Raw genomic sequence first — 25238 nt, 5'->3', positions numbered from 1 at the left:
CACGTGGACTGCGTCCGCGTCGCGAGCGCCCTGTGTCCCGCCCGGCCCTGACCTCCGCCCGGCCCTGACCGGCAGGCGCCGGATCCACGGCCCATAGGCCCGTAGCAGGCCGGCGTGCCCCGCCACCGGTCACACCGCCGACCCGCAGAGCCCCGACCCCGTCGGGGCTGCCTGCCGCATCTCCGCGCCATCGCAGGGCCGCCCGCCCGCGCCGCACGGCCACGCGCGCCGTACCCGCAGCCGCCCTACCGGCCACCGCACCCCGCCCCGAGGAGCCCACCGATGACCACCGCAGCCCCCGCCCAGGCCCTCACCAGCCGGGCGGCACTCACCATCACCCAGCTCACCCCCCGCATCGGCGCCATCGTGGACGGTGTGCGCCTGGGCGGCGACCTCGACGCGGACACCGTCACCGCGATCCGCGCCGCGGCCCTGCGGCACCGGGTGATCTTCTTCCGTGGGCAGGACCACCTCGACACCGCCACCCAGATCGCGTTCGCGCGGCTGCTCGGCCCGCTCACCCAGGCCCACCCCACCCAGGCACCGCTGGCCGGCGAACCCCTCGTGCACGAACTGGACGCCAGCCGCGGTGGCCGCGCCGGCGCCTGGCACACCGACGTCACCTTCACCGACCGGCCGCCCGCCTTCTCCATCCTGCGTGCCGTCACCGTCCCACCCCATGGTGGTGACACCCTGTGGTCGAACACGGTCGCCGCCTACCACGAGCTGCCCGCCGAACTACGCGAGCTCGCCGAGAAGCTGCGGGCCCACCACACCAACCAGCATGACTACGGCCTGCGCGAATCCGACCTGGCCGGCCTGCCCCAGGAGATCATCGACCGGTTCCTGGAGTTCCGTTCCGTCGAGTTCGAGACCGAACACCCCGTCGTGCGCATCCACCCCGAGACGGGGGAGCCGTCCCTGCTGCTCGGTGGTTTCGTCAAGCAGATCAAGGGGCTGTCACCCAGCCAGTCGACGAACCTGCTGCGCACCTTCGGTGACGCCGTCGCCCGCCCGGAGAACACCGTGCGCTGGCACTGGAAGACCGACGACGTCGCCATCTGGGACAACCGGTCCACCCAGCACTACGCCGTCAACGACTACAACGACGCCCCCCGTGTGGTGCACCGTGTCACCGTCGCCGGTGACATTCCGGTCGGACCCGACGGCCGCCCCAGCGTTGTACGCGCCGGCGACGCCACCGCGTACTCGCCGATCGCCACACCCCCGGGCGCGGGTAGCTGACCCGCCCACCGGCCGCCGTTGCCGGGGTGGGGTCGCCCGTCCCGCCACCCCACCCCGGCAACGGCACCGTCCCTCCTCCGGGCCGACCGGGGGAGGGAAAAACACATGGCCTCGCCGCAGCCTGTCTGCCAGGGTGATCGGATGATCAAAGAGGATCTTCCGGGTGGTCTGGTGGCACGTCGCCCCCGCGCCGACGACCAGCCGCGGGTGCTGGCCGTCCTGGACGACTGGTGGGCCGGCTTCGGCGGTGACGCCGGCTCCCTGCAACGCAGCCGGCTGCTGCCACGGCTGTTCTTCGAGCACTTCACCGCCAGCAGCTACCTGGTCGAACACGCCGACGGCACGGTCGCCGCGTTCCTCATCGGCCTGCTGTCACCGTCGCAGCCCGACGTCGCCTACATCCACTTCGTCGGTGTCGACCCGGCGCTGCGCCGCCACGGCGTCGCCGCCGCCCTCTACCGCCAGTTCTTCGCCGACGCGGCGCGGTACGGCCGCCGGCAGGTCCGCTGCATCACCAGCCCGGGTAACACCACCTCGCTGGCGTTCCACACCGCGCTCGGTTTCCGCGTCGAACCCGGTGACATCACCGTCGACGTCTCCGACACCGTCGGCGGACGCACATCCGAGCCCGACATCCCACAGGGCAGGGTCACCGCCCACCGGGACCATGACGGGCCGGGACTGCACCGCATCGTGTTCACCCGCCCCCTGACCGGCGAACCACCCACGACCAGGTCCCCGTCCACGACCACGTCCAGCACATCCAGGCCGGCATCCGCGCCGGTCGGCCCGCACACCGGAGGTGACATCCGGGTGTGCTTCCTCGGGGACTCGTTCACCGCCGGTGTCGGTGACCCCGCCCGCCTGGGCTGGGTGGGACGTCTCGCCGCCGCCACCGACCCCGACGGCACCTACCTGACGACCTACAACCTCGGGATCCGCCGCGAGACCTCCACCCAGATCCACACCCGGTGGAGGAGCGAATGCCTGCCGCGGCTGCCCGCGGGCACCGACAACCGGCTGGTGCTGTCCTTCGGCGTCAACGACACGACCGTCGACGACGACACCACCGTCACCGGGCAGCGGCCACGGGTGCCGCTGGAGGAGTCGGTCGGCACCGCGCGCACCCTGCTCACCGAGGCCCGTGGGCTGCTGCCCGTGCTGATGGTCGGCCCGCCACCCGGGCTCGACGAGGTCAGGAACAGTCGCATCCGCGCTCTCGACGTGCGGTACGCGGCCGTCTGCGGCGCCCTCGACGTCCCCTATGTCAGCGTCTTCGACGCGCTCGCGGCCCGGCCGGAGTGGGCGGCCAGCCTCGCCGCCGGTGACGGCGTCCACCCCGGAGCCGTCGGCTACCAGCTGCTCGCCGACCTTGTCAGCGGCCCCTGGCGCAGCTTCCTGAACACCAACGGCTCCTGAACACCGGCCCCGGCCGGCCCCGGGCGCGGGCCGGGCGCGGGCCGGCCGGGACCCCCGGCAGGGCTGACCGGCTGATCGGCATCCGGCTACGGTGAGTAGATGCAGTCCGATTCCCAGGACCGTCCGTCGTGGGCCTACGTCAGCGTCCTGGACATCACCTTCGACGAGCAGGCACCAGCAGCCGGCCATGCCCCACAGCCGCCACTGCTCGCCGACGAACACCTGGCCTCCGCCCGCCGCCGGGTCACCGACCTGGTGACGGCGGCACTCACCGAACTGCACCCCTTCGCCCGCCAGCTCACCGTCACCGTCGCCGCGCCGGACAACGCCGACCTCGTCGCCGCCGCGGCCTGGCTGGAACGCAACCCCGCCGCCGTGGCCTCACTGCGCGCCCACCTCGGCCCCGCACAGTCCCCGCCGGCCCGCGCCGTGTCACCGGACTCGGACGCCGAGCCCGGCCCGGTTGACCGGCCAGGGCAGCCTGATCAGATCGAGCTCGTCAGCTGGCTGGGTTTCTGGCTCGTCACCAGCACCGACCCGTCCGGCGCCACCACCGTGCACCGTGTCCAGCCCACGACCGACCCGGCCGAGCTTGCCGTCGACCTCGCCGGCTGGCTGCAGGACGCCCTGGCCGACGCCTGGATCTCCGACCCAGCCCCGGTCTGCCCCGGCCATCCGCATCCCCTACGCCCCGAGGTTCACGACGGGGCACCCTGGTGGGCCTGCCCGGCCGGTGGACTCGTCCGCCCCTGGCACACCGCCACTGTCATCACCGAGCCCGATGCCCCGACGGAGACGGAAGGCGCTGCGTAGAGCACACCCAGGGCGAGGCCTCCGGCCGAGCCGAGACGTGAACAGCGAGAACCCGGGATTGACCAGGGCACAGATCAGCCTTCTTGTCGTCTACTGCGTGGACCTGCCCGCCTGCCTCGATTTCTACCGAGGCCTGGGTCTGCCGTTCGAGCGTGAACGTCACGGTCACGGCCCCGAGCACCACGCCGCGGTGCTGGCCGACGGTGTGGTCTTCGAGCTGTACCCGGCGGGTACCGGCGGATCCACCGGGCGGACCAGGATCGGTCTGGTCGTCGCCAGCACCAGTCTCCGAACCGCCTGGGAACCAGGCGTTCATGTGCTTCGTGACCCTGAGGGCCGTGTCGTCGAACTGCACGTCACAGCCTGAGAACGCACCGAAAGGACCACGGACGCGGGTGTGCTTCCCTGCGGCACGGTTCCCTTTGCCATCCGGTGCACACGCCGAAGGCGTTGTGGGTTTGTATGGCGGTATGGGCGACGCACTGGACACGGTGAAGCGGGTGATCGCCGCCTTCGAGGCCGGTGACCGGGAGACGCTGCTCGGCCTGCTCGCCGAGAACGTGGTGATGGAGGCGCCCGGCGCGGTGCGCCTCGTCGGGCGTGCGGCGGCCCTCGACCACAGCGATGCCTTCCTTTCCGCCTTCGAGGACGTCGACGTCGACACGCATCTGCTCGTGGAGCAAGGCCCGCTGGTCGTCGAGGAGTCCACGCTGAGAGCCCGGCACACAGGCCCGTACACGGCCACCGGTGGGGAGTCGCCGATCCCGGCGAGCGGAAACCTCGTGACCCTGCGGATCGTCGAGGTCTACCAGGTCGCTGGTGGTCTGGTCACGGAGAACCGCATCTACTTCGACGAGACCGGCCTACGCCGCCAGCTCCGCCCCGACCGCTGAGCCCGGACATTCCCCCTCAGCCCGATTGGAAGAACGCGAGCATTCTGCGGCTGGCATCCGGCGCCATCAGCATTTCCTGGATCGCCGCGGACTGCCGGGCGGCTGCGCCGGTGCGTGCGAACATCTCGCGTTCGTATTCCTGGACAGCGGCGGGAAAGTCGCCCGGGTGGGCGACCAGCGCCAGGCCGAGCAGGGCACCGTCGAGCAGCGCCATGTTGGCGCCCTGCCCCACCGGCGGCATCAGATGCGCGGCGTCGCCGAGCAGCGTGACGTCCGGTCTCGACGGCCAGGTCAGGCCGGCGGGGAGAGTCATGATCGACCTCGGCACGATCAGGTCGTCGCAGGCCGCGATCAGCGCGGTGCACCGGGGATCCCAGCCGGTGAACAGGCCGATCAGCCGCGCCCGGGCGGCGGCCGGGTCCTCGAACGGGATCGCGCTGGTGGCGAACCAGTCCTCGGCAGTGGAGTAGAAGCTGAGATAGACGCGGACACGGCCGTCGCCGCCCCGCTGCGCGGACAGGGACCGCCCGTTGCCGAGCACCCAGTAGTTGCCGCGCCCGACCATCGCCGCGAGATCGGGATGGGTCCGGTCGACGTCGGGAATACCGAGCTCGACCGCGTTCTGGCCGGTGTGCGCGGGACGGGCGTCGGTGAGCAGCCCGCGGACCCGGGAGTCCGCGCCGTCGGCGCCGACCAGCAGGTCAAACGGTGCGGTGCGGCCGTCGGTGAAACGTGCCACGCCGTTGTCGGCGGACGCGAACGCGTGCCCCCAGCGCACCGTGTGCCCGGGCAGCGAGTCCAGCAGCAGGTTACGCAGATCGCCACGGTCGACCTCGGGCCGCTCGGACGGGGCGTCCTGGGGCGTGTCCTGCTGCAGCAGCAGGGTGCCGTCCGGCTCGAGAAGCCGCATGTCCTGACCTTCGGGGCGGGCGATCGCGTGGAACCGGTCGATCAGGCCGGCCACACGCAGCGCCCGCTGCCCGGAATGGATGTCGAGCATGCCGCCCTGACCGCGTGCGTCGCGTGAGGCCTCCCGTTCGTACACGACGGCGTCGATGCCGTTCACCTGCAGCACACGGGCAAGGGCGAGGCCGCCCAGCCCGGCTCCCACGATGGCGATGTCCATCGCCGCCTCCGATCCCTTCCGTCCCGGCGTCCGCTACGCCGTATTGATCGATACGCTGTATCGACATTGCGCAGCGTATCGTCGCCGGCATGCTGGTGTGGGAGAGGCCCGAGCCGCCGGACCGGCCGGTACCGGCCCCGCTGAACCGGGAGCGGATCGTGCGAGCGGCGATCCGGCTGGCCGACGCGGACACCCTGGAAGCGGTGTCGCTGCGCAGGGTCGCCGCCGCACTGGACGTCGGCCCGATGCGCCTGTACGGCTACATCGCCACCAAGGACGAACTGTTCGACCTGATGGTCGACGCGGTCAACGCCGAGATCCACCCGAGCGGAAACGGCTGGCGGGAGGTGCTGAGCTCCCTCGCCGGCGCCACCCGCGACGCCGCGCACCGGCACGAATGGTTCGCCGACCTGATCGGTGGGCGACCGCAGCTCGGACCGCACACGCTGGCAAGGCTGGAGGCCGTCACAGCCGCGCTCGTCGGTGTCGACCTGAGCACCGCCGTGCCGGCGATCGCCGCGGTCGACGCGTATGTCGTCGGCGTGGTGCGCCGGGAGATCGCCGAGCGGCGGGCCGAGCAGGCCACCGGGATGAACAAGAGGCAGTGGCAGCTGACGTACGGTCCCTACCTGCAGCGGACCTTCGCCACCGGCCGGTTCCCCGCCCTGGCCACCGCCGTCCACGACGGCCCCCACCTGGACGCCGACCAGGCCTTCCGCACCGGCCTCGACTTCCTCCTCGACGGCATCGAAGCCCGCATCACCCGCATCTCACCCTGACCCGCAAATCGGGTGATGCGCGACGACGGTGCGGTCGGGGCCGCATCGTCGTGTCGGGGATTGTCACCGTGTCCGGGAGCGCAACGTGACGATGTCGTCGTGGGTGGGGTAGTGCCCCGTCCCGGGGAAACCCACCGTCCAGCCGGCGACCAGTACCGCCCGATCAATCGCGTCGTCCGGGTCGCCGGAGCGCAGCCAGTAGTGCAGAAAACCGGCGAACAGCGCGTCGCCTGCGCCGGTGGTGTCGCGTACCCCGAAGGGCGCGACCGCCGGCACGGCGCGCGGCGACATCCCGGGCAGGAAACGCACGCAGCCGGCCGCCCCGAGACCGACGACCACCACCTTCGCCCGGCCGAGCGCGAAGACGTCCCGAGCGAAACGCTCCGGTGAGACCGTGAGGTTCTCCTGCGAGCAGAAGACCACCGTCGCCCGCTCCACCCAGTCCCGGGCGTAGGTGTCCTGAAGGCCTGGTGTCGCCTGCAGATCCACCGCGATCGGAACACCCGCCTCGACCGCGACCGGGAGAAGCCGCCGTGCGAAACCGATGGTGGAGACCGCCGCGGCCTGCGCTCCGACGAGAAGGCCCGCGAACACCTCCAGCGGATAGGGGAACAGGGGTAGATCCTTGAGATCCGTGCTGATCTGCCGTCGCCCGGCCCGGTCCACAAGCACCGCTGACTGCGCGGTGCACTCGCCCCCGACCACGCCCGCACCTGCCAGCCCTGCCTGTTCCAGTGCGTCCCGCACCAGCACACCTGCCCCATCCCGGCCGACGACGGTCGCCAGCCGCACCGGGCGACCAAGCCCCGTCAGGGCCCGCGCCACGTTGAGACCCACACCCGAGGTCGCCAGCCGCAGGCCGTGGGGCAGGTAGCGGACGGGAGCGTAGGCGACCGGAAAGCCCTCGACCGGAATCGTCTGCTGGACGTTGACGACACCCGCGACGACCACCGGAGAATCCACGACCGGCAGCCTGCCATCAGGACGACCCCCGCCACCAGAGCCTCGACCGGGGCCGGTTCTCGCCGGGATTGTCATCATGAGTACCGATAACAGTGCGATGGGCTACGGTCGAGATCGTGACTGCTCTGGATGCGGAGGCGGTGCGGGAGGCGCTGCTGACCGAGACCGATCTGCTGGCGGATCTCTATCGCGACTGCGATCCCACCACGCCCATCCCGACCTGCCCGGGCTGGACCCTGGCCCAGCTGGTCGGCCACGTCGGCGGCGCGCATCGCTGGACCGCGACGATGGTGACGCACCGCAGCACCGAGAACATCGACTACGCCACCGTCCCCGACGTGCGGCGGCCACGCGATCAGCAGGCCGCGGTCGAATGGCTGCGCGACAGCGCCCGGCAGGTCATCACCGCGGTCGACGCGACCGGTGCCGAGGTACCGGTGTGGACCCCGTTCGCAGGGGTGCGCCCGGCGCGGTGGTGGATCCGGCGCCGGCTGCACGAGGCCACCGGGCACCGCGCCGACGCGCTGCTGGCGCTCGGCCGCGACGTGGTCATGGCACCCGCGATCGCCGCCGACGGCCTGTCCGAACTGCTGGACCTGATCGCGATCGGAGCGCCCTGGTTCGCAGCGCCACTGGACGACGAGAACACCCTGACCCTGACCGCAACCGACAGCGCCGCGGCCTGGTCGGTCGCCCGCAGCGGAGACACCGTCACCTGGACCGCGGTACCCGCGGCGGCCACGGTCACCGTCTCCGGTTCCGCGGTCGGCCTGTATCTGCTCGCCCTGCGCCGGATCTCCGCCGGCGACGCCAGGCTGACAGTCTCCGGCGATCCGAAGGTTCTCGACACCTGGCTTGACCGCACCGCCTTCTGACGTCCGATGCGCAGACCCGTCCCCGTATTTCTTCCGGCGCTTCTGCTGGCTCTCACCGTGCTGGGGATAGTCACGGTACGACTGGTCGTATACGAGTTCGGGGGTCCGACCGCGAGGCGGAAGGCCGTCACCGTCCCACCGGTGGACGGTGTCCGGATCACCTCGATGACCGTGTACTCCGGCCGCCTTCCCCCGTGCCCCGAACCCGCCTTCGACGACTACGGGCACCACGACGATCCCGTCATCCGCCCCCTCCCCACCGGCGGCCCCGGGATCTCGGCCACCTACGAGCTCCACAACGAGGACACCGAGGTGTTCACCTACACGATCCGGTTCATGTTCCTCGCGGGCACCATCCAGGTGGGGGCCTTCACCGACGAGGTCGTGCGTTCGGTGCGCCCCGGCGCGACCGTGCGCGGCACGGTCCGGCCCGAAACGCAGGACCCCTACACCTGCCCGGTGACCCGGGTGAAGGTCGCCGAGGTGACGAAGGTGCCTGACTCCGAGCTGCCGCCCCCGCCCGAACGATGCCCACCCTCGGGGCTGCGCCTCACCTCTGACCACACCGCGGCGATGGGGCTGCGCGTCGTGGGTCTGCACCTGCAGAACTGCGGGACGGACGACTACACACTCGACGGTTACCCGTTGCTGGAACTGCTGGACACCGACCGGTCACCCGTCGACGGTGCCCGGATCACGCACGGCAGCGGGGGTGTCAGCGGTATCTCGTTACCAGGATCCGGATTCGACGAACCAGCCCACCCGCTGGTCCTGAAACCGGGCGAGAGCGCCGTATCCGAACTCGCGTGGCGCACGGACACGCCCATCGTCCCGTACCTCAGGGTGCGGACCCAGCCGGATGCCGCCCCGGTGACCCTGACGCTGCGCCTCGACCTCGGCACCACCGGCACACTGGCCGTCAGCCCCTGGAAACTCCCGCCGTGAAACCACACCACCGGGCCGCAGGGGGTTCGCACTGCATGTGCGCGGCTGACCGGCGTACCCCGACCACGGCGCCCGCGGGAAAACCTGTTGGTGGTCCGTGGCGACCGCTGCTAGCTTCGCGGAGGCCGTGCGAGAGAACGAGGAGGTGGTACCCGTGAACGCAGTATCGACATGGGTGCTCCCCTCCGGGGTCACGGTCGGGCGGTAGGTCGTCCGGGAGCGCCGTTGCGAGCTCTCCCGAAAGGCACGACCATGCGATTCACCTCCGAACAGCACGCCGACAACGGCGTCCTCGAACGCGCGTTCACCCTCGGTGAGATCCCCGGCATCCTGTGGACGCCCGCATCCGCCGCATCCGCATCCGCGGCCGCACCGGTCCCGCTGATCCTGCTCGGCCACCCCGGCGGACTGCCCAGGATGTACCCCCGGCTGGTGGCCCGGGCCCGGCGCTCCGCGGCGGACGGCTTCGCCACCGCGACGATCGAGCTGCCCGGCAGCGGTGAGCGGCCTCGGTCCGACGCCGCCGAACGGGCCCGCGCCGACCTGCGCCGGGCGCTCGCGGCCGGTGTGCCGGTCGGGGAGGAGATCATCGGCCGGCTCGTCCTCCCGCTGGTCGAAAAGGCGGTCCCGGAATGGCGCACGGCCCTGGACGCCGTCCTTTCGCTGCCCGGGATCGGCGGCCCGGTCGGGTACTCGGGAGGAGTGATCGCCATCGGCATCCGGCTGGCGGTGGTCGAGCCGCGTCTCTCGGCCGCCGGCCTGTTCGCCGGGAGTTTCGTGCCGCGCACCATGTTCGAGGAGGCACGGCGGGTCACCATCCCGCTGCATGTCCTGCTGCAGTGGGATGACGAAGGAAACGACCGGCAGGCGGCCCTGGACCTGTTCGATGCCTTCGGCTCCCAGGAGAAGACGCTGCACGCCAACATGGGCGGGCACACCGGCGTTCCGCCGTTCGCGGGGGACGCCGTGGCCGGATTCTTCACCCGGCATCTGAGGTGAGGCCGGGCCGTCAGGCCCGCAGCAGACGGTAGGAACTGTCGGCCAGGCCACCGTTCGTCGAGGACAGGTTCCGGATCACCTCGATGAGCGGTGGCCAGCGGAGCGTTCGCCCGCGTCACGCCAACGCCGCTCCCGGACTGGCGCACCTGGTGTGACGATCATGATCCTTCGTGTCGTCGACGTGGCCGCCCGCCTGGGTGTTCGCTCCGGACCCCACACCCACGAACATTACGTTTCGTCGTTGCGTCAGCATGGCGACGTAACGACGAAACGTAAGTAGCCCGGATGGGCTGGGTGGCCACCGACTCCCCCGATGTCTAACGCCCGATAAGGGAGGCTTATCGGGCGTTAGACATCGGGGGGCACCTGGGGGAGTCCTGGCGCGGGAGCCACATCGGGATCCACTTTCGTCGCCGCCATGCAACCGAACGGAACGTTACGAAACGGAACGGGCTGCGGGTCGGGGTGGGCCAGCGGTGAGCGGCCTCGGTCCGACGCCGTCGAACAGGCCCGCGCCGACCTGCGCCAGGCGCTTGCGGCCGGCGTGCCGGTCGGCGAGGAGATCATCGACTGGCACGTCCTCCCGCTGGTCGAGAGGTTGGTCCCGGAGCGGCCCTGGGGAAAACACCGATCGCCGCCCTGAGCTCGGTGAATGCGCATCGCCGCCGCTGACGGTGACTGCCGTCAGCTGTTGTTCCGCTTCACGTTCACGGTCCTACCTGAAGGATCCCAGCGCGAGAACTCCCAGAATATGCATCACGCCGAGAAATCCGACGGCGTGCACCATCGCGAAAAATCCTGTGGCCGCCAGAATCACCACCAGTAGAGGGACTCCCAGGAATCCGTTCCACCAGTCCGTCCACCAGTCCAGGGCCAGGGTCAGGAGGCCGAACGCCACGGGAAACCCGACCAGCGCCAGCAGGGTGTAGACGGGAATCCGCCAGGAGCTGGGCGCGGCTGTTCTCGCCCACACCGCGAAGAAAACGAGGAAGACAAGTACCGCCAGCGAGGTCCCCACGGCGACCCTGTATTCCGTGGGGATATTGATCGGTTTCTGCTGCGGTTGCGCAGGCTGCGGATCGCCGTGCGCGAGAGGGGTGCCCTGGCCGGGTGTGGTCGGTTCCCCTGCTACCCGGCCGTCTTCCTCCGGCATCGTCATGCTGTCGGCGCCAGGTGTCCGCTGGGATTGTCCGCGAGGGTTGCGGTCCGGTCGGACGGTGCTGGGCCTCGGGTTCGCATGATCCCGCCCCCCGGTAGGGTCGCGCCAGCTACGGACGATCACCGTCTGGCTGGCTGGTCTCGCGTTACGGTGCAGTTGCCTCGGAAAGGAGTTCCGCCGTGAAGGAAACCTACATGGCACCAGTACGGACGGGGTGGGGACGGCCCAGGAACGCGCAATCTTTGCTTCCCGAAGGAGAGCATCGAATGATCTTCGGGTCGTGGATCGGGCCGATCTTCGCGATCGCCGTGCTGGTCGGGCGGGGTGACGGCCACCGAACCGCCCGGCGGGCCGTGATCGCCGGGCGGGGATCGACAGCGTGACCGATCGGACCTCGGCGCAGGGCGGGTTCGACGCGACCCTTCCTCTGCGGGTGCTGCTGGGCTTCGTGGCGGTCCTCGGGACGGCGGTATGCCTGTTCGGCGCGGAGCTCATGGTGACCAACATGACCGGCGACCCACTGACCCGAGACCAGATCGTCACCAGCGCCCAGATCCTGGTCCAGGCCGCTGTCATTGCGGCCGGCGCACCCCTGGGCGCGCTCCTGCTGGCCTGGCTGGTCCGCGACCAGGGTGCCGTCAGGCGGTGGGCGGTCGCGTTCGTCATCGGGCTGATCGTCGCCGTCCTGATTCTCCAGGAGCGGGAGAACCACCTGCGTCATTGCCAGTCGAGAGGAACCGCGCCCTGCACCGAGTACAGCATCGCGGGGAGGTACACGTCGCCGGTGCAGGAGTAAGGGGCGCCCGCCGTGGACGTTGCCGGTGGCGGCAGCCGGTGGCGGCAGTACCTCCGGCCAGGACCTGATCCCGCCGCCGCGAGAACCCGGCGGATGGCCACATGAACAGGGAAAAAGCAACTTGGACAACGCCGCCGGGGGGCGGCTATCTTCACCTGCCGGGCAGCCACATCGTCAAGGACCTGCCCTGTGAGGAAACCTCGGCCAGGGAGATACGCATGCCCCGTCTTGCGCTGTACACGTTCGGCGTCCTGAAGTCACCTCTCGCCGATCCGTCGGCTCTCACCCGGGAGTTCCAGGAAAGCGGTGCGGCCGTCTACCGGAAGATCAGCCTGCATCCCGGATATCTCGCTCATGCGGAAGCGGCGGTTGGCGGTCGGGCCACATTCTTCGATGCGGACTGGGGTGCATGGGGCGCGTTCGCGGTACCGACCTGGTATGAAAAGGGGCGTACCGTGGAAACCGTCGCCCTCGCCGCGACGCTCTCACTCTGGACCGGTCTGCGCCCCGCCTTCGACGCCATCTACACCGGGCTGCATCGTGCTGCGCTCAACAGGCGCCATGACTGGTTCGAGAGGACGGCGCACCCGAATCATGTCGTCTGGTGGGTCTCCGACGGCGTGACACCCACCTGGCGGGACGGGGTTTCCCGGCTGGAACAGCTCCACGACCACGGCTGCGCACCGCACGGCTTCACCTTCCACCACCCGTTCACCCCGGACGGAACCGCGACCAGGCTCGCCGATGCCTCCGCTGGCCCCCGGCCCTGCTCAGGGTGAATGTGCCCGGCCGGCGGACTCCAGCACCGAGGTAAGAAAGCGACGCACCGTCTCCAGCTCGCCCGCCTCGAAACCGTCCGCGGCCGCCACCACCTCGCCGATCATCGGCCCGAAGAAGCTCCACCCGAGTTCCGTGGCCTTCTCCTCCACCTCCAGCAGCACACGTCGCCGATCGGTGGTGTCCCTGCTGCGCCGGACCAGTCCGAGCCGTTCCAGCCGATCCACCAGGGCGGTGGTCCCGGCAGAGTTCAGGAGTAGTTGCTCGCCAAGCCACCCGGGCGTGGCACGGGTACCGACCCGTGCCGCATCCAGCAGGTGGATCAGCGCGCGCACATCGGTGGGATGCAGCCCGTGGCGCGCGGCGAACCTGGCGCCCAGCAGGTCGAACTCCACGGTCACCGCGCGCAGCAGGTGAACCAGTCCCATCGCCGGGCTCTGCTCGTCCATGCACACTCCCTCGAACCACTGGCTAATATCTCGCTGAGCGAGATTATCGCTGAGCGAGAGGAATCTCCATGTCGCCGTCCGCTTTCGATCTTGTCTACGACGAGCTCCGTGCCCGCTGGCCCGAGTCCACCGAGGAGCGCGACGTCGCCACCCCCTACGGGCCCACCCGGGTTCATGTGTACGGCCGAGCGGACGGCAGCCCGCTCCTGCTGCTGCCCGGCGGCTCAGCCACCGGCCTGGTCTGGTTCGCCAACGCACCCGCTCTCGGCAGGCGGTACCGGGTCCATGCGGTTGATCTGCTGGGTGACGCCGGCCGCACCGAACGGCGGGGCGCACCGTTGAAGAGCGCCGACGATCTGGAGTCCTGGCTGGACGCGCTGATGGACGGGCTCGGGCTTGCCCGCACGCACCTGTGCGGTCACTCGTACGGCGCCTGGCTGGCCGTCAGGTACGCACTTCACGCCCCGCAGCGGGTCGCCCGCCTCGCCCTCGTCGACCCGACCCAGGTCTTCGCCGGATTCCGCCCTGGCTACCTGCTGCGCGCACTGCCCACCCTGATCCGCCCGAGCGAGGCCCGTGCCCGCGCCTTCCTGTCCTGGGAGACCGCAGACGCCCACCCGGACGAGGCCTGGCAGCGTCTCTACGCGCTCGCCACCACTGTTCCCGGCCGCAAGTTCGTCACCGGCGGCCGCCCGCGGACCGCCGACCTCCGCATGCCGGTACTGGTCCTGCTCGCGGAGCACAGTCGCGCCCACCACGCCGGCAAGGTCGCCGACAGAGCCCGCCGGACGCTCGCGCACGGCGAGGTGGCACTGCTCCCCACAGCCACCCACCACTCCCTGCCACTCACCGCGCCGGACCAGTTGAACGAGCGGCTGATGGATTTCCTGGGCTGACAGCGCGGAGCTTCTGACGCCGCAGGCGCCGGCGTCCGAGGAGCGCGAGGGCCGGTTTGAGGAGCGAATGCTCACCGAAGCGGTGGTCGCCACCGCGGACGAGACGGGCGGCGAGGTCGGGGCGCTGGCGCCACAGGTAGCCACGGGCCCGCTCGGCGTGCAACGAGTCCGAGACGATCTTTATTCGGTCCGCGTCCTCGAGCAGGGGGATGACGTTGCTGATGTTCTCCCAGGTGGAGCGGCTGGTGGTCTCGACGGACAGCGGGCCGTGGTAGCCGCGGGCACCGCGGGCGTAGTCCGCCATCAGGTCCGCTTCCGCCCGCGGGCCGCCCACCGGGCCTCCGGCCAGGACCAGCCGGGACTCCGCACCTTCGAGGGAACGCAGCCCGGCCCGGACCCGCCATCGGTTGACCGCGTTGATGCGCTCCGACCGGTTACGGAAACCGAGCACGACCACCACCTCGCCTGCGCCCCGCACCACAGCCGAGGTCGGGGTGGTCGTGCCGAGCTGGCGCCGTGATGCCCGCCAGTGTTCCAGCTCGCCCCATCCCAGCACCGCCGCGACCAGCAGGCAGGCACCTCCCAGCCGCGTTCGGGCCGCGTTCACCGGTCCGCACCCTGCCCGCTGAACGCGGCCGGGTCGCGGGTGTTCCGCCAGATCGGGGCGAGTACGGCGGGGTCGTCGCTCCATAATCACAGATTCTAGATCGTAGAAGATCTATCTGTTGGACTTCTGTGGCTGAGGCGGCCAGCCTGGGAAGGGACAGAGCGCGCCGCGCCACCTCACCGGGCGCCCCAGGCATCACCCGACGAAAGGATGTCCATGTCGGACTACGAGCAGTACGAGAAGGCCATGCGTCCCGAGGACCTCACCCGCCTGTTCGTCGAACGTTCCAACGCCGGGGATGCGGCCGGGGTCGCCGCGCTCTACGAACCGGACGCGGTGCTCGCCTACCCACCCGGCGGCCAGACGGTGGGCCGCGGCGCCATCCACGCACTGTGGGAGAAGGTCCTGGCCCCAGGCCCCCGTTTCGAGCCGGAACCGTCCCTGCCGACGCTGGTCAGCGGCGACATCGCCCTCACCTCGACCCCACCCGCCGACGGGACCGGTGCTCGGGCGCAGGTCGCCCGCCGCCAGCCCGACGGAAGCTGGCTGCGGCTGCTCGACCAGCCCGAGTTCACCCGTCCCACCGCGGCGCCGGAGATGTGACGTCCCGGCAGGTCGACGCTGCGCCCCGGTTACCGGAAGAAGTCGGGCAGGGCCGGGGCGGAGGTGTCGGGCCCGTTTACGATCATGTGGCGATACGCCTCAGCGTGGCGGTACCTGGCCCCTGGTCCGGAGAAGGCGGTACCTGAGGACAGGGATCCGGTTCCTCCGGAGGAGGCCGGCGGCCCCCGGCGGGACGACAGTGACCGGCATGACGAACACGACGAGATCGCTGGCCGCCCCGCGCGTCGCGGCGTGTCCCCCATGCGGGAACCACGAGTCGCCCGTCCCGCCTGGATGGTCGTCCGGTAGGGCACGGGCCCGGGTGGGTGCGGGTCCTCGGCGGGCCGGATGACACCCGCCACCCTGCTGCAACGGACCGGCACGACCGGTCCCACGCTGACACTCGACGTCGCGGCGGTCACCGCCAACGTTCGCACCATCAGCGCCATCCGCCGCCAGGGCGGTGCCCGCGGGGCCGGTGAGGTGATGGCCGTGGTGAAAGCCGACGGCTACGGGCACGGCCTGGCCGATGTCGCGCGGGCGGCGCTGGCCGGTGGCGCGACCCGGTTCGGGGTGACCAGCGTCGCCGAGGCGTACACCCTGCGCGATCTGGGGTTCACCGAGCCCGTGCTGAGCTGGCTCAACCCGGTCAACGCCGACTTCACCCAGGCGACCCGCGCGGGGGTGGAGCTCGCCGTTCCCAGCCACGCCCACCTGCGGGCGGTCGCCCGTCAGACACCCGGCGCCGGTGTCCATCTCCAGCTCGACACCGGGATGGCCCGCGACGGTACCCCGCCGGAGCAGTGGGAGTCCCTGTGTCACACGGCGCGGTGCGCCGAGCGGGCCGGTTTCGTCCGCGTCGTCGGGGTGATGGGGCATCTCGCCTGCGCCGCCGAACCCGGCCATCCGGCCAACCGGCGGGGACGTGAATGTTTCGACTGGGGTGTCCGGGTCGCCCTCGGCGCCGGGCTGCGTCCCCGGGACCGTCACCTCGCGGCGACGGCCGCGACGCTGAGCGACCCGCGGACCCATCACAGCCTGAGCCGGATCGGCGCGGGCCTGGTCGGCATCGACGAGTCGGGCCGTGTGCGGCTGCGCCCGGCGCTGCGCCTGACCGCCCCACTGGTCACCGTCCGCACGGTGCCGGCGGGAACCGCGGTCGGCTACGGGCACACCTGGACGTCTCCGCGGGCGACCCGGCTCGGCCTGGTGCCCGTCGGGTACGCCGACGGGCTGCCCCGCTGCGTCGCCGCGTGCGCGCAGGTGCAGGTCGCCGGGGTGCGCCGCCGGGTGGTCGGGCGCCTGTCGATGGACATGACCGTCATCGATCTCGGCCCCGATCCGGCCGCCTGCCCGGCGCGGGCCGGCGACGTGGTGACGCTGTTCGGTCCTGGGGACGGTGGCGAGCCGACGGCGGCGGACTGGGCTCGCTGGGCCGGAACGCTGGAGCACGAGATCGTCACCGGACTCGGGCCGCGGCTGCGCCGGGTCGTCACCACCCACACCGATCCCGGCGAACGAACAACGCGATGAGGGAGAACGCCATGCGGGAGACGAAGGAGACGGCGCTGGCGGACGGCACCACGGCCGGACGCCGGATCGCCGGCCGGGTGGTTGTCATCGGCGGGGGGACCAGCTGTGAGCATGAGGTGTCGCTCGCCTCCGCGGCGGCGGTCACCGAGGCCCTGACCGCTGCCGGGCACGCCGTGGCGGCCCTCACCATCGACCGCGACGGCCGGTGGCGTGACCACACGGGCCGCCTCGTCGGGCTGGCCGGTGCCGTGGAGGTGCTGCGGTCCTGCGTGGCCGTGCTGCCGATGCTGCACGGCCCGGGCGGTGAGGACGGCACACTGGCCGCACTGTGCGAACTGGCCGGCGTGCCCTACGTCGGTTCCCCGGTGCGCGCCGGCGCCCTGGCCATGGACAAATGGGCGACGAAGCTCATCGCCGAGGCCGTCGGTGTCCCGACCGCACCTGGCATTCTGGTGAACCGGGCGCGGACAGCCGCCGGCGCGGTGACGGCCCCACTGCCGGCGGTGGTCAAACCGGTCTCGGCCGGCTCGAGCTACGGGGTGTCCCTGGTCCATGACGCCGCGCAGCTCACCGCCGCCGTCGAGGCCGCGTTGACGCTCGATGACCGGGTCCTTGTCGAGGAGGTGATCTGTGGCCGTGAGATCGACCTGGCCGTTCTCGGCCGGCCCGACGGCACCCGGACGGTGGCTCCCCCGCTGGAGATCGTCACCGGGCACGCCGGGTTCTTCGACCTCGCCGCCAAGTACGACGGCTCCGCCCGGTTCCTCGTGCCCGCCCCGCTGAGCGACGCGCAGCTGGGCGTGCTGCGGGAGGCGGCGGTCACCGTGTACGACGCGCTCGGGTGCGCCGGTGTCGCCCGGGTCGACTTCTTCCTCACCGACGCCGGCCCGGTGCTCAACGAGGTCAACACGATGCCAGGATTCACCAGCCATTCGCAGGTACCGCGGATGTTCGCGGCGGCCGGTGTGCCCTACCCCGAACTGCTGGAGCTGCTGATCGCCGACGCGGTCGCCACAGCCACGGCCCGAGCCACAGCTGTGGCCGTGGCCGGGGGGCAGCACGGCGACGACCGCGACGACCACGTCGGCCGCGTCGGCCGTGGTCCCCTGCGGGTCGGATGAGAGCCGAGGAGGGGTTCGCCGCCGCCGCGGCCGGGACGGCGATCCTCATCGTCGGCGTGGCGGAACTCGACCGGACGTGGCGGCCTGCCGGCTCGCCGGTCATGGACGTCGTCTTCCTGCTGCTGGTCGCCGGCGCCGTCGTCGCCGCCCGGTGGGAGCCCGCGGCCGCGCTGGGCACGGCCTGGGTCGCGGGTCTCGTCCAGCTCGTCGGGGGCACACCGGTCCTGCTGGCCGAGGCCGCGCTGGTGGTGGTGCTGTTCGCCGCCGCGCGCTGGGGGCGGGTCGCCACGGTGCTGGCCGCCGCCGCCACGGTCGGTGCCGCCCCGGTCCTGGGCGTCGCCTGGGTCCGCTCGCTCGGGGTGCGGGCGGGGGGCCGCGGGGGGCATGTGCTGTACGACCTGCTGACCGGCTACAGCCGGCAGATCACCATCTGGGGCCTGCTCCTGTTCGGTGTCACGTTCCTCGCCGTCCCGTTCCTGACCGGTCTGATGATGCGGTTCCTGTCCCGGGCGCGCACGGCGCAGGCCGCCCGCCAGGTCGCCGAGCACGACGCCCGCCAGGCCCAGGAGATCGCCCGGCTGCGCGACGCCCAGAACCGGCTCGCCCGCGACGTCCACGACGTGGTCGGGCATTCGCTGACCGTCATCCTCGCCCAGGCGGAGTCGGCGCAGTTCCTGGACGACCCCGCCAGGCTCAAGACGACCATGCAGACCATCGCGACATCCGCCCGTTCCTCGCTGCACGACGTGCGGGAGGTGCTCGAACCGGCGCGGGAACCCGACCGGGGGCGCCGCGGCGGGCTCGACTCGCTCATCGACACCGTCCGTTCCAGCGGCCAGCCGGTCGAGGCGGCCGAGGCCGGCGAGGCCCGTCCGCTGCCACCCGAGCTCGACGCGGTCGCCTACCGGACGTTGCAGGAGATGCTGACCAACGCGTTGAAGCACGGCCGGCGTGACCGGCCGACGCGGGTCGAGCGGCGGTGGCCCGCGCCGGACAGCGCGGCGGCCACGCTCACCATCGAGGTGACGAACAGCGTGGACGCCGCCGGTACCCGCGACGGCCTCGGGGGCCTCGGCGGCGGTCAGGGAATCGCGGGTATGCGCCGGCGGCTGGAGTCCGTCGGTGGCAGCCTCGACATCCAGCAGGGCGTGGGCCCCGATGGGCCGACCTTCACCGCGGCGGCGAACCTGCCCGTGCGCTCACCGGCGCCGGCGCCGGCGCCGGCGCTGTCCTCGTCCTCGGTGTCCGGGCGGCCGGCATGACCGGGCCGGTCGGGCCCGACGAGGCGGCGGTGGCGGACGCCGCGCCGATCGGTGTTCTCCTCGTCGACGACCAGGAGCTCTTCCGGGAGGGCGTGCGGGTGATCATCGACGCGCAGCCCGGCATGCGGGTCCTGGGCACGGCGGCCGACGGCCGCGAGGCGGTCGGCCTGGTCGACGACCTGCGCCCCGACGTCGTGCTCATGGACATCCGCATGCCCGAGATGGACGGCGTCGAGGCCACCCGGCAGATCTTCGCGCCCGCGCGGGTGGCCCGGCGCACGAAACCGGTCCGGCTGATCATGCTGACGACGTTCAACCTCGACGACCGGGCGGCCACCGCGATCCGCTGTGGGGCGAGCGGGTTCCTGCTCAAGGACACCACCCCCGCCCAGCTGCGGGACGCGATCCGCACGGTGCACACCGGCAACGCCGTGCTCGCCCCGCGGGATCTCACCAGCCTGCTCGACCACGAGTTCCGTGCGCCCGCCCAGCCACCGGCGGCCTTCGGGTCGCTCACCGGCAAGGAACGTGAGGTGTTCTTCGCGGTGGTCCGCGGCCTGTCGAACACGGAGATCGCCCGGCTGGTGTTCGCCAGCGAGTCGACCGTCAAGACCCATGTCGGTGCGATCCTGCGCAAGCTGGCGCTGCGTGACCGCGTCCAGATCGTTGTCTTCGCCTACGAGCACGGCGTCGTCTGACCGTCTGACCGTCCGGCCGCCGGTCGGCGGCCAGGGTGGCCAGCCCGTCGAGCAGGGTGCGCAGGCCGACCTCGAAGATCCGGGTGGTGTCGGCTCGACGTCCTCTCCACGCCCTGACCCCGGACGGCTGAGGTGGGGAGGGCGGCGACGGCGGGACCCCGTTCTCGTTGACACGGTCCGGGGTCGGGAACGCGACAGGGAGATCAGGTGCACCCACCCGATCCGCGCCGCACATAACCGAATACATGGGGCGACAATGGGTGAATCATCCGTATGCCCCCCATGACTGTTGGGAGAGTCCGTTGCCCCTGGTCGGCTCCGCCGCCTCCGAGACCCGCCTGCGCCTGCGCACCGCCGCGGCCAGCGTGCTGTTCCTGCTCACCACGGCGGCCTGCGGCGACGACGGCACCGGCGGGGGTATCGCGGACATCCCCCGCCGGACCGGCCCGATCGCGGCCAAGGACTACGTCCTCACCGAAGGCCCGGAAACCACCGGACTCACCGCCGCGCCGACCGAGCACATGGACGACCCCGGCGACGACAGCCCCCTCAACATGTTCGACAAGGACCTCGCCGCCTGCCTCGGCGTCACCCCCGACACCCTCAGCCCCACATCCGCCGACGAGGCGCACAGCGACACGTTCACCTCCGAAGCCACCTCCGAACGCGGCGAGAAGCAGAGCCTGGAGATCGGCTCCCTGGCCGGGATCTACACCGCCGACCAGGTCCAGGCCGTGACCGCCGCGCTGCGCCATCCCGACTACCTGAGCTGCCAGAACAAGACGATGTCCGACGACGGCGACGACCCGATGCGTGAGCTGCCCACCCCCGACGGGGCACTCTCCGCCTACCGTGTCACCTTCACGGCCGACTCCACCATGGACGTCATCCACCTCGGCGGCGGCCGGGTCTTCGCCACCCTCGTCGTCGCCGCCGACGGGCGGACACCCGACGCGGATCTGGAAGCCCGGCTGGTCAAGCAGCTCGCCGCCAAGCTCGAACGTCAGTAGCCGTCCCAGGCCACCCAAGCCACCGGGTCACCGCAGTCCCGCGTCGTGGACGAGCAACGCGATCTGCACCCGGTTGTTCAGGTCGAGGCGGGTCAGGATCCGCGACACATGCGTCTTCACCGTCGGCAACGCCAGGTGCAGCTCCCGGGCGATCTGCGCGTTCGACAGGCCCCGGCCCACCGCCAACGCCACCTCCCGCTCCCGATCCCCCAACATCCCCAGCCGGGCCCGGGCCCGCGCGGCGACGTCGTCACACCCACCGTCACCACCGGCGGTGGCCTGGTCGATGAGCCGGCGGGTGACCGCCGGGGACAGCACCGGATCACCCGCGGCCACCGTGCGGATCGCCGCCACGATGTCACCCGGGGCGGTGTCCTTGAGCAGGAACCCGGCCGCCCCGGCCCGCAACGCCCCCAGCACATGGGCATCGGTGTGGAAGGTGGTCAGCACCAGCACCTCCGGCGCACCGGGCACCGCCCGCACCATCCGGGTCGCCCGCACCCCGTCGACACCCGGCATCCGGATGTCCATCAACACCACGGCGGGCCGGTGCGCGGCGACCAACGCGGCGACCTGCCCGCCGTCCCCGGCCTCGGCGACCACCTCGATGTCCCCGGCGCCGCCGAGCATCAGCCGTAACCCGGCCCGCACCAGAGCGTCGTCATCCACCAGCAGGACACCGATCATCCACGCTGCCTCCCCGCTCCCGCTCCCGGTCCGGCTTCTGGTCCTCGGCGGGTTCGGCGGCCCACGGAAGCCAGGCCCGGACCTCGAACCCGTCCGCGGTCGGCCCCGCCCGCAGCACACCACCGGCTACCCGGGCCCGTTCCGCCAGCCCGACCAGACCGCGCCCGCCACCGGTCGCACCACCACCCGCCCACCCCGCCGCCAGCCGCGGCACCGCCGTCGGCGGGTCTGCCTCGGCGGATGACCCGGGGGACGAGGGCACCGGCCCGCTGTGGACGTTCACGGTCAACCCCCGGCCCGGCCCGCCGGACAGCCGCACCGCGACCGGCGCGCCCGGTGCGTGCATCCGGGCGTTCGTGAGCGCCTCCTGCACGATCCGCAGCGCCGCCCGCCCCACCGCCGCCGGCGGAGCCACCCCCTCCACCAGCCCGCCGGCCCATCCGGTCAGCTCCGCGGCGGCCCCCGCCGCCCGCGTCTCCGCCACCAGCCGCCCCAGATCCGCCAGGCCCACCGACGGCCACAGCTCGTCGCCGGGACCACCGTCGTTGAGGACACCGATCACCTCGCGTAGATCCCGCAACGCCAGATGCGCGTTCTCCCGGATCACCCCCGCCGCCTCGGCGACCTGCGCCGCCGACGCGGACGTGTTGAACTCCAACGCCCCCGCATGCACGCTCAACAGCGACAGCCGATGCCCCAGCACATCGTGCATCTCCCGGGCGATCTGGGCGCGGATCTCCTGGCGGGCACGGTCCGCGCGTAACTCCGCGTCCGCCTCCGCCAGCTCCGCCCGCGCTCGCAGCGACGCGATCAGCTGCCCCCGCGAGCGCCGGAACAACCCCCAGCCCACAGCCCCCGCGACCAGCGCGAAATAGGTCATCGCACGATCCGCCCGGGCTTCGGGCAGGTCCGCCAGCCTCCACAGGAACAGCGGCAGCGGGGCGAACACCAACGCCGCCACCCCCGCGGTGACCCGCCGCTGCTGGGTCGCGGCGACGGTGAACACCGCCACCAGCACCGGGCCTGTCAGGTACGGTGTCGCCGTCCCCGCGGCCACCAGCACCACCGCCAACGGCACCGGCCATCGCCGCCGCGCCAGCAGCGCCGCGCATCCCAGCCCGCCGGCGACCTGGTCCACCACCCGCCATACCGGCCCCGGATCGTCCATCACCGTGACGGTCTGCGAGGTGAGCGCGGCGAAACAGGCGGCGAACAGGACGAACCCCAGGTCGGCGGCCCAGTCCCGCCCGGTGCGCTGCACACGGGGCATGCCCCGGCAATCTACGCGGGCCCGAACCGCCCCGAAAGGCCCCGCACCGGAGGCGATACCAAAGGATGACACCCGGCAGTCCACCACCCACTTTGGTCACCTGCCCGCCATCCTCCGCCCGATGCGACGGCTGACCCGCCCTCCCTACCGTCGATCACATGAGCGCCCCCGACCAGCCTCCGCCCGACCAGCCGTCCTCGTCCCCATCCCCGCAGCCGCAGGCCGATCCGGCGCTGCGGCCCGTGGCCGCCGCCGGGCAGGCCCTCGGCGGCGTCCTCGCCGTCGGTGGCCTGTGCGGCCTGCTCCGCGAGGCGTTCGGCTGGTGGCCACCTGTGATGGGCTTCCTGCGCCATCTCGCACCCGCCGGCTATGAGATCTACAGCTTCATCATCATGATCGTCGTCGGGTTGCTCGTCGTCGCGGCCGCCGGCAGCACGAGCACCCGACATGACCACAGCTGAACGACCCCGCCAGGCCCACGAGCCCGCCAGCCCGGCACCGGACACCTCACAGGGACGGGCGCGGCGGACACAGCTGATCGCCGCCGCCGGGCTGGCGGTCCTCGCCCCGATCTGCGCCGAATACCTCATCGGCTACGCCGACAGCATCAGCCGGCCCCTGACCATGCTCGCCGGACTGATCATCTTCGTCCCGCTCTACGGCACCGTCGCCGTCCTCATTCGCGAGATGACCTGCCGCATCGGCGGTGGCTGGCCGACCATGGTCCTGCTTGCCGCCGCGTTCGGCCTCACCCAGGCCGGACTCGTCGACCAGAGCCTGTTCAACCCCCACCTCACCGGCGACCCGACCTGGGACGACGACCGCACCCCCACCCTCCTCGGTGACACCGGCCTGAGCGTCTACTACCTGCTGAACTTCCTCACCGGCCACATCATCTGGAGCTTCACCGCCCCGATCGTCGTCGTCGAGTCCTGCGTACCCCGCCTCGCCGACCGGCCCTGGCTACACCGGCCCGGCATCCTCACCCTGACCGTGTTGTACCTGGCGGCCGCGGCGCTGATCCACGACGACGCCAGCCGTACCTTCCGCGCCTCCCCGGCCCAGCTCGCCGCAACCGCGCTCGTCGTGGTCCTGCTCGTCGCGGCGGCTTTCGCCGCACCATGCCCGGACCCCCGCCACACGTCACCGCCGGTCATACCCGCGGCGGGGCGCCACCGCCCTCCGTGGCTGCCTGCCGGCGCCGTCGTGATCGCGCTCACCGCCCACCAACTGCTCCCACCAACCTGGCCCGGTGTCGCCGTCGACCTGCTGATCCTCCTCGGCGGCGCCGCGCTGCTGACGACCCTCGCCCGCCGGCGAAGATGGGGACGTCCGCACGCCCTCGCCGCCGCCGGCGGCGCGCTGCTCGTCAACGCCGGCCTGTCGTTTGTCGTCGACCCGTTGGGTGACGTGTCCTACCCGGCCAAATACGCCGCGAACACCACGCTGACCGTGGCGGTGCTGGTGTTACTGACCTACGCCCACCGCAGGTCGATGGTGCCGCGGGGATGAGGGCAGGACGATCAGTACGGTTACCGGGTGCGTAGTCGCCGGCACCCGCAGCCGCACCCGTCGTTCGCCGTGACCACCGAGATGCTGCTGCGGTACCTGCTACGCGACCCCCACCGTGGCTACAGCGATCACGAACTCACCCGCCGTCACGGGCGTCCGGCCGCGACCGTCCTCGCCCGGCTCGACGCCGCCGGCTGGCTGGCCAGCGGCTACGACACCCAACCCACACCGGGCCACCCCGATCCCGACCTGCAACCACGCCAGCCGCAGCGGATGTACCGGCTCACCGGCCACGGCACCACCGCCGCCCGCGCCGTCCTTGCTCCCGCTCCACCCGGGGAGCGCTTCGTCACGGGCTTCGTCGGTATGGTCACCGGTTTTCTCCTCGGCCTCGGCGCTCACCACATCGGTGCCGGCGCTCTGGCCACAGCCGTTCTCCTGGGTGTCCCCTGCGGCGTGGCCTCCGGGTTCGGCGGCAGACAGGTCCGTAGCCGCACCGGCATCGGATCCGGATGCTGCCTCGGAGGCACCCTCGGAGTCGTCATCGCCGCCAACGCGACCGACAAGGGCGCCGGCTGGCTCGACAGCACGGTCATCAGGTCCGGGGCCGTCGCCGCCGTGGTGGGAATCGTCGTCTTCGCTGTCACCGCCTACGCCACCGTTGTCGCCCGTCTCCTCCGTGAGGACCTCGCCGCCAGGGACGGTTCCACGAAGGCATGTGAACCGTCACCACGGTCGCAGCAGACGAGCCCGCCCCCGCCGTCGCCGGGCGAGCCCGACATCCTTGAGCGACACTGACCG

Annotated in this window: 28 protein-coding genes and 1 pseudogene; 22 read left to right on the top strand and 7 right to left on the bottom strand. The window is 71.8% G+C overall.

Features of this window, described 5'->3' with window-relative positions; genetic code table 11:
* Positions 1-282 precede the first annotated feature (282 nt).
* The 5 genes from ACG83_RS32665 to ACG83_RS32645 all read left to right on the top strand — a co-directional run bounded on the left by ACG83_RS32665 (position 283) and on the right by ACG83_RS32645 (position 4370).
* Positions 283-1245, top strand: coding sequence for a TauD/TfdA family dioxygenase (locus tag ACG83_RS32665; protein ID WP_054570120.1), 963 nt, complete (start codon positions 283-285; stop codon positions 1243-1245).
* A gap of 141 nt (positions 1246-1386) precedes the next feature.
* On the top strand, positions 1387-2664 hold the full coding sequence (locus tag ACG83_RS32660) for a GNAT family N-acetyltransferase (RefSeq protein WP_054570337.1): 1278 nt from the start codon (positions 1387-1389) through the stop codon (positions 2662-2664).
* Between the two features lie 99 nt (positions 2665-2763).
* Positions 2764-3477: a hypothetical protein gene (locus ACG83_RS32655; RefSeq protein WP_054570119.1), complete on the top strand. Its 714-nt coding sequence runs from the start codon at positions 2764-2766 to the stop codon at positions 3475-3477.
* 37 nt (positions 3478-3514) lie between these two features.
* Complete coding sequence (locus tag ACG83_RS32650; protein WP_235498333.1) at positions 3515-3844, top strand: VOC family protein; 330 nt, start codon at positions 3515-3517, stop codon at positions 3842-3844.
* A gap of 103 nt (positions 3845-3947) precedes the next feature.
* Entirely contained in the window at positions 3948-4370 is a 423-nt protein-coding gene (locus ACG83_RS32645) for an ester cyclase (RefSeq protein ID WP_054570117.1), read from the top strand.
* A 16-nt stretch (positions 4371-4386) separates the two neighbouring features.
* Here the strand turns inward: ACG83_RS32645 and ACG83_RS32640 are convergent, their stop codons facing one another.
* Positions 4387-5496: an NAD(P)/FAD-dependent oxidoreductase gene (locus ACG83_RS32640; RefSeq protein ID WP_054570116.1), complete on the bottom strand. Its 1110-nt coding sequence runs from the start codon at positions 5494-5496 to the stop codon at positions 4387-4389.
* Positions 5497-5585: 89 nt separating this feature from the next.
* Between ACG83_RS32640 and ACG83_RS32635 the strand changes: the two genes are divergently transcribed.
* Complete coding sequence (locus tag ACG83_RS32635) at positions 5586-6275, top strand: TetR/AcrR family transcriptional regulator (RefSeq protein WP_054570115.1); 690 nt, start codon at positions 5586-5588, stop codon at positions 6273-6275.
* A gap of 63 nt (positions 6276-6338) precedes the next feature.
* On the opposite strand, the gene ACG83_RS32630 is transcribed toward ACG83_RS32635, so the two are convergent.
* Complete coding sequence (locus ACG83_RS32630) at positions 6339-7238, bottom strand: carbohydrate kinase family protein (protein WP_054570114.1); 900 nt, start codon at positions 7236-7238, stop codon at positions 6339-6341.
* Positions 7239-7354: 116 nt separating this feature from the next.
* Between ACG83_RS32630 and ACG83_RS32625 the strand changes: the two genes are divergently transcribed.
* From ACG83_RS32625 to ACG83_RS48160, 4 genes and pseudogenes are all read left to right on the top strand, one after another.
* On the top strand, positions 7355-8113 hold the full coding sequence (locus ACG83_RS32625; RefSeq protein WP_235498332.1) for a maleylpyruvate isomerase family mycothiol-dependent enzyme: 759 nt from the start codon (positions 7355-7357) through the stop codon (positions 8111-8113).
* Between the two features lie 6 nt (positions 8114-8119).
* Positions 8120-9058 carry a DUF4232 domain-containing protein gene (locus ACG83_RS32620; RefSeq protein ID WP_063793282.1) on the top strand — a complete coding sequence of 313 codons (939 nt, stop codon included), beginning with the start codon at positions 8120-8122 and terminating at the stop codon, positions 9056-9058.
* A 252-nt stretch (positions 9059-9310) separates the two neighbouring features.
* Positions 9311-10057, top strand: a complete 747-nt coding sequence (locus ACG83_RS32615) for an alpha/beta hydrolase (RefSeq protein WP_054570111.1) — start codon at positions 9311-9313, stop codon at positions 10055-10057.
* 472 nt (positions 10058-10529) lie between these two features.
* Positions 10530-10667 (top strand): annotated as a pseudogene (locus ACG83_RS48160) (alpha/beta hydrolase); the annotation flags it as partial.
* A 105-nt stretch (positions 10668-10772) separates the two neighbouring features.
* On the opposite strand, the gene ACG83_RS32610 reads toward ACG83_RS48160, so the two are convergent.
* Entirely contained in the window at positions 10773-11216 is a 444-nt protein-coding gene (locus tag ACG83_RS32610) for a hypothetical protein (protein ID WP_054570110.1), read from the bottom strand.
* Positions 11217-11595: 379 nt separating this feature from the next.
* On the opposite strand from ACG83_RS32610, the gene ACG83_RS32605 reads away from it, so the two are divergent.
* Complete coding sequence (locus ACG83_RS32605; RefSeq protein ID WP_054570109.1) at positions 11596-12012, top strand: hypothetical protein; 417 nt, start codon at positions 11596-11598, stop codon at positions 12010-12012.
* A gap of 218 nt (positions 12013-12230) precedes the next feature.
* Entirely contained in the window at positions 12231-12791 is a 561-nt protein-coding gene (locus ACG83_RS32600) for a DUF3291 domain-containing protein (RefSeq protein ID WP_054570108.1), read from the top strand.
* Here ACG83_RS32600 and ACG83_RS32595 read toward each other — a convergent pair.
* Positions 12783-13238, bottom strand: a complete 456-nt coding sequence (locus ACG83_RS32595) for a MarR family winged helix-turn-helix transcriptional regulator (RefSeq protein ID WP_054570107.1) — start codon at positions 13236-13238, stop codon at positions 12783-12785. The genes ACG83_RS32600 and ACG83_RS32595 overlap by 9 nt on opposite strands.
* Positions 13239-13306: 68 nt before the next feature.
* Between ACG83_RS32595 and ACG83_RS32590 the strand changes: the two genes are divergently transcribed.
* Positions 13307-14134, top strand: a complete 828-nt coding sequence (locus ACG83_RS32590) for an alpha/beta fold hydrolase (protein ID WP_054570106.1) — start codon at positions 13307-13309, stop codon at positions 14132-14134.
* Here the strand turns inward: ACG83_RS32590 and ACG83_RS32585 are convergent.
* Positions 14085-14741 carry a YdcF family protein gene (locus ACG83_RS32585; protein WP_200931423.1) on the bottom strand — a complete coding sequence of 219 codons (657 nt, stop codon included), beginning with the start codon at positions 14739-14741 and terminating at the stop codon, positions 14085-14087. The two genes, ACG83_RS32590 and ACG83_RS32585, sit on opposite strands and share 50 nt — an antisense overlap.
* Positions 14742-14957: 216 nt before the next feature.
* Between ACG83_RS32585 and ACG83_RS32580 the strand changes: the two genes are divergently transcribed.
* The 6 genes from ACG83_RS32580 (at position 14958) to ACG83_RS32550 (ending at position 20968) form a co-directional block, all read left to right on the top strand.
* A complete protein-coding gene (locus ACG83_RS32580; RefSeq protein WP_054570105.1) occupies positions 14958-15344 on the top strand; it encodes a nuclear transport factor 2 family protein in 387 nt (128 codons plus the stop codon).
* A gap of 348 nt (positions 15345-15692) precedes the next feature.
* Positions 15693-16877, top strand: a complete 1185-nt coding sequence (gene alr, locus ACG83_RS32570; protein WP_054570103.1) for an alanine racemase — start codon at positions 15693-15695, stop codon at positions 16875-16877.
* A gap of 11 nt (positions 16878-16888) precedes the next feature.
* Entirely contained in the window at positions 16889-17998 is a 1110-nt protein-coding gene (locus ACG83_RS32565; protein WP_054570102.1) for a D-alanine--D-alanine ligase family protein, read from the top strand.
* A complete protein-coding gene (locus ACG83_RS32560; RefSeq protein ID WP_054570101.1) occupies positions 17995-19260 on the top strand; it encodes a sensor histidine kinase in 1266 nt (421 codons plus the stop codon). The genes ACG83_RS32565 and ACG83_RS32560 overlap by 4 nt, the downstream gene beginning before the upstream one ends.
* Positions 19257-19958, top strand: coding sequence for a response regulator transcription factor (locus ACG83_RS32555; RefSeq protein ID WP_054570100.1), 702 nt, complete (start codon positions 19257-19259; stop codon positions 19956-19958). The genes ACG83_RS32560 and ACG83_RS32555 overlap by 4 nt, the downstream gene beginning before the upstream one ends.
* 302 nt (positions 19959-20260) lie before the next feature.
* Positions 20261-20968: a hypothetical protein gene (locus ACG83_RS32550; protein ID WP_054570099.1), complete on the top strand. Its 708-nt coding sequence runs from the start codon at positions 20261-20263 to the stop codon at positions 20966-20968.
* Positions 20969-20995: 27 nt separating this feature from the next.
* Here the strand turns inward: ACG83_RS32550 and ACG83_RS32545 are convergent, their stop codons facing one another.
* Together ACG83_RS32545 and ACG83_RS32540 are read right to left on the bottom strand one after the other, a co-directional pair.
* Positions 20996-21655 (bottom strand): response regulator transcription factor, encoded by a 660-nt coding sequence (locus ACG83_RS32545; protein ID WP_054570098.1) that lies wholly within the window; start codon positions 21653-21655, stop codon positions 20996-20998.
* On the bottom strand, positions 21630-22925 hold the full coding sequence (locus tag ACG83_RS32540; RefSeq protein ID WP_054570097.1) for a sensor histidine kinase: 1296 nt from the start codon (positions 22923-22925) through the stop codon (positions 21630-21632). Before ACG83_RS32540 ends, ACG83_RS32545 begins: the two co-directional genes overlap by 26 nt.
* A 158-nt stretch (positions 22926-23083) precedes the next feature.
* On the opposite strand from ACG83_RS32540, the gene ACG83_RS32535 reads away from it, so the two are divergent.
* From ACG83_RS32535 to ACG83_RS44725, 3 genes are read left to right on the top strand one after another with little or no spacing between them, the layout of a single operon-like run.
* Positions 23084-23386, top strand: a complete 303-nt coding sequence (locus ACG83_RS32535; RefSeq protein WP_200931422.1) for a hypothetical protein — start codon at positions 23084-23086, stop codon at positions 23384-23386.
* On the top strand, positions 23373-24437 hold the full coding sequence (locus tag ACG83_RS32530; protein WP_054570096.1) for a hypothetical protein: 1065 nt from the start codon (positions 23373-23375) through the stop codon (positions 24435-24437). The genes ACG83_RS32535 and ACG83_RS32530 overlap by 14 nt, the downstream gene beginning before the upstream one ends.
* 27 nt (positions 24438-24464) lie before the next feature.
* Positions 24465-25235, top strand: coding sequence for a hypothetical protein (locus ACG83_RS44725; protein WP_054570095.1), 771 nt, complete (start codon positions 24465-24467; stop codon positions 25233-25235).
* The last annotated feature ends 3 nt before the right edge of the window (positions 25236-25238 follow it).

The organism is Frankia sp. R43, assembly GCF_001306465.1.
Taxonomy (GTDB): domain Bacteria; phylum Actinomycetota; class Actinomycetes; order Frankiales; family Frankiaceae; genus Parafrankia; species Parafrankia irregularis.
This window is presented reverse-complemented; position numbering and strand designations above follow the sequence as displayed.

Bases quoted from the DNA above. Each gene is read 5' to 3' on its own strand.
- ACG83_RS32665 (WP_054570120.1), top strand. From the start codon at position 283: ATGACCACCGCAGCCCCCGCCCAGGCCCTCACCAGCCGGGCGGCACTC.
- ACG83_RS32660 (WP_054570337.1), top strand. From the start codon at position 1,387: ATGATCAAAGAGGATCTTCCGGGTGGTCTGGTGGCACGTCGCCCCCGC.
- ACG83_RS32655 (WP_054570119.1), top strand. From the start codon at position 2,764: ATGCAGTCCGATTCCCAGGACCGTCCGTCGTGGGCCTACGTCAGCGTC.
- ACG83_RS32645 (WP_054570117.1), top strand. From the start codon at position 3,948: ATGGGCGACGCACTGGACACGGTGAAGCGGGTGATCGCCGCCTTCGAG.
- ACG83_RS32640 (WP_054570116.1), bottom strand. From the start codon at position 5,496: ATGGACATCGCCATCGTGGGAGCCGGGCTGGGCGGCCTCGCCCTTGCC.
- ACG83_RS32635 (WP_054570115.1), top strand. From the start codon at position 5,586: ATGCTGGTGTGGGAGAGGCCCGAGCCGCCGGACCGGCCGGTACCGGCC.
- ACG83_RS32620 (WP_063793282.1), top strand. From the start codon at position 8,120: ATGCGCAGACCCGTCCCCGTATTTCTTCCGGCGCTTCTGCTGGCTCTC.
- ACG83_RS32615 (WP_054570111.1), top strand. From the start codon at position 9,311: ATGCGATTCACCTCCGAACAGCACGCCGACAACGGCGTCCTCGAACGC.
- ACG83_RS32610 (WP_054570110.1), bottom strand. From the start codon at position 11,216: ATGACGATGCCGGAGGAAGACGGCCGGGTAGCAGGGGAACCGACCACA.
- ACG83_RS32600 (WP_054570108.1), top strand. From the start codon at position 12,231: ATGCCCCGTCTTGCGCTGTACACGTTCGGCGTCCTGAAGTCACCTCTC.
- ACG83_RS32595 (WP_054570107.1), bottom strand. From the start codon at position 13,238: ATGGACGAGCAGAGCCCGGCGATGGGACTGGTTCACCTGCTGCGCGCG.
- ACG83_RS32590 (WP_054570106.1), top strand. From the start codon at position 13,307: ATGTCGCCGTCCGCTTTCGATCTTGTCTACGACGAGCTCCGTGCCCGC.
- ACG83_RS32580 (WP_054570105.1), top strand. From the start codon at position 14,958: ATGTCGGACTACGAGCAGTACGAGAAGGCCATGCGTCCCGAGGACCTC.
- alr (WP_054570103.1), top strand. From the start codon at position 15,693: ATGACACCCGCCACCCTGCTGCAACGGACCGGCACGACCGGTCCCACG.
- ACG83_RS32565 (WP_054570102.1), top strand. From the start codon at position 16,889: ATGCGGGAGACGAAGGAGACGGCGCTGGCGGACGGCACCACGGCCGGA.
- ACG83_RS32560 (WP_054570101.1), top strand. From the start codon at position 17,995: ATGAGAGCCGAGGAGGGGTTCGCCGCCGCCGCGGCCGGGACGGCGATC.
- ACG83_RS32555 (WP_054570100.1), top strand. From the start codon at position 19,257: ATGACCGGGCCGGTCGGGCCCGACGAGGCGGCGGTGGCGGACGCCGCG.
- ACG83_RS32545 (WP_054570098.1), bottom strand. From the start codon at position 21,655: ATGATCGGTGTCCTGCTGGTGGATGACGACGCTCTGGTGCGGGCCGGG.
- ACG83_RS32540 (WP_054570097.1), bottom strand. From the start codon at position 22,925: ATGCCCCGTGTGCAGCGCACCGGGCGGGACTGGGCCGCCGACCTGGGG.
- ACG83_RS32535 (WP_200931422.1), top strand. From the start codon at position 23,084: ATGAGCGCCCCCGACCAGCCTCCGCCCGACCAGCCGTCCTCGTCCCCA.
- ACG83_RS32530 (WP_054570096.1), top strand. From the start codon at position 23,373: ATGACCACAGCTGAACGACCCCGCCAGGCCCACGAGCCCGCCAGCCCG.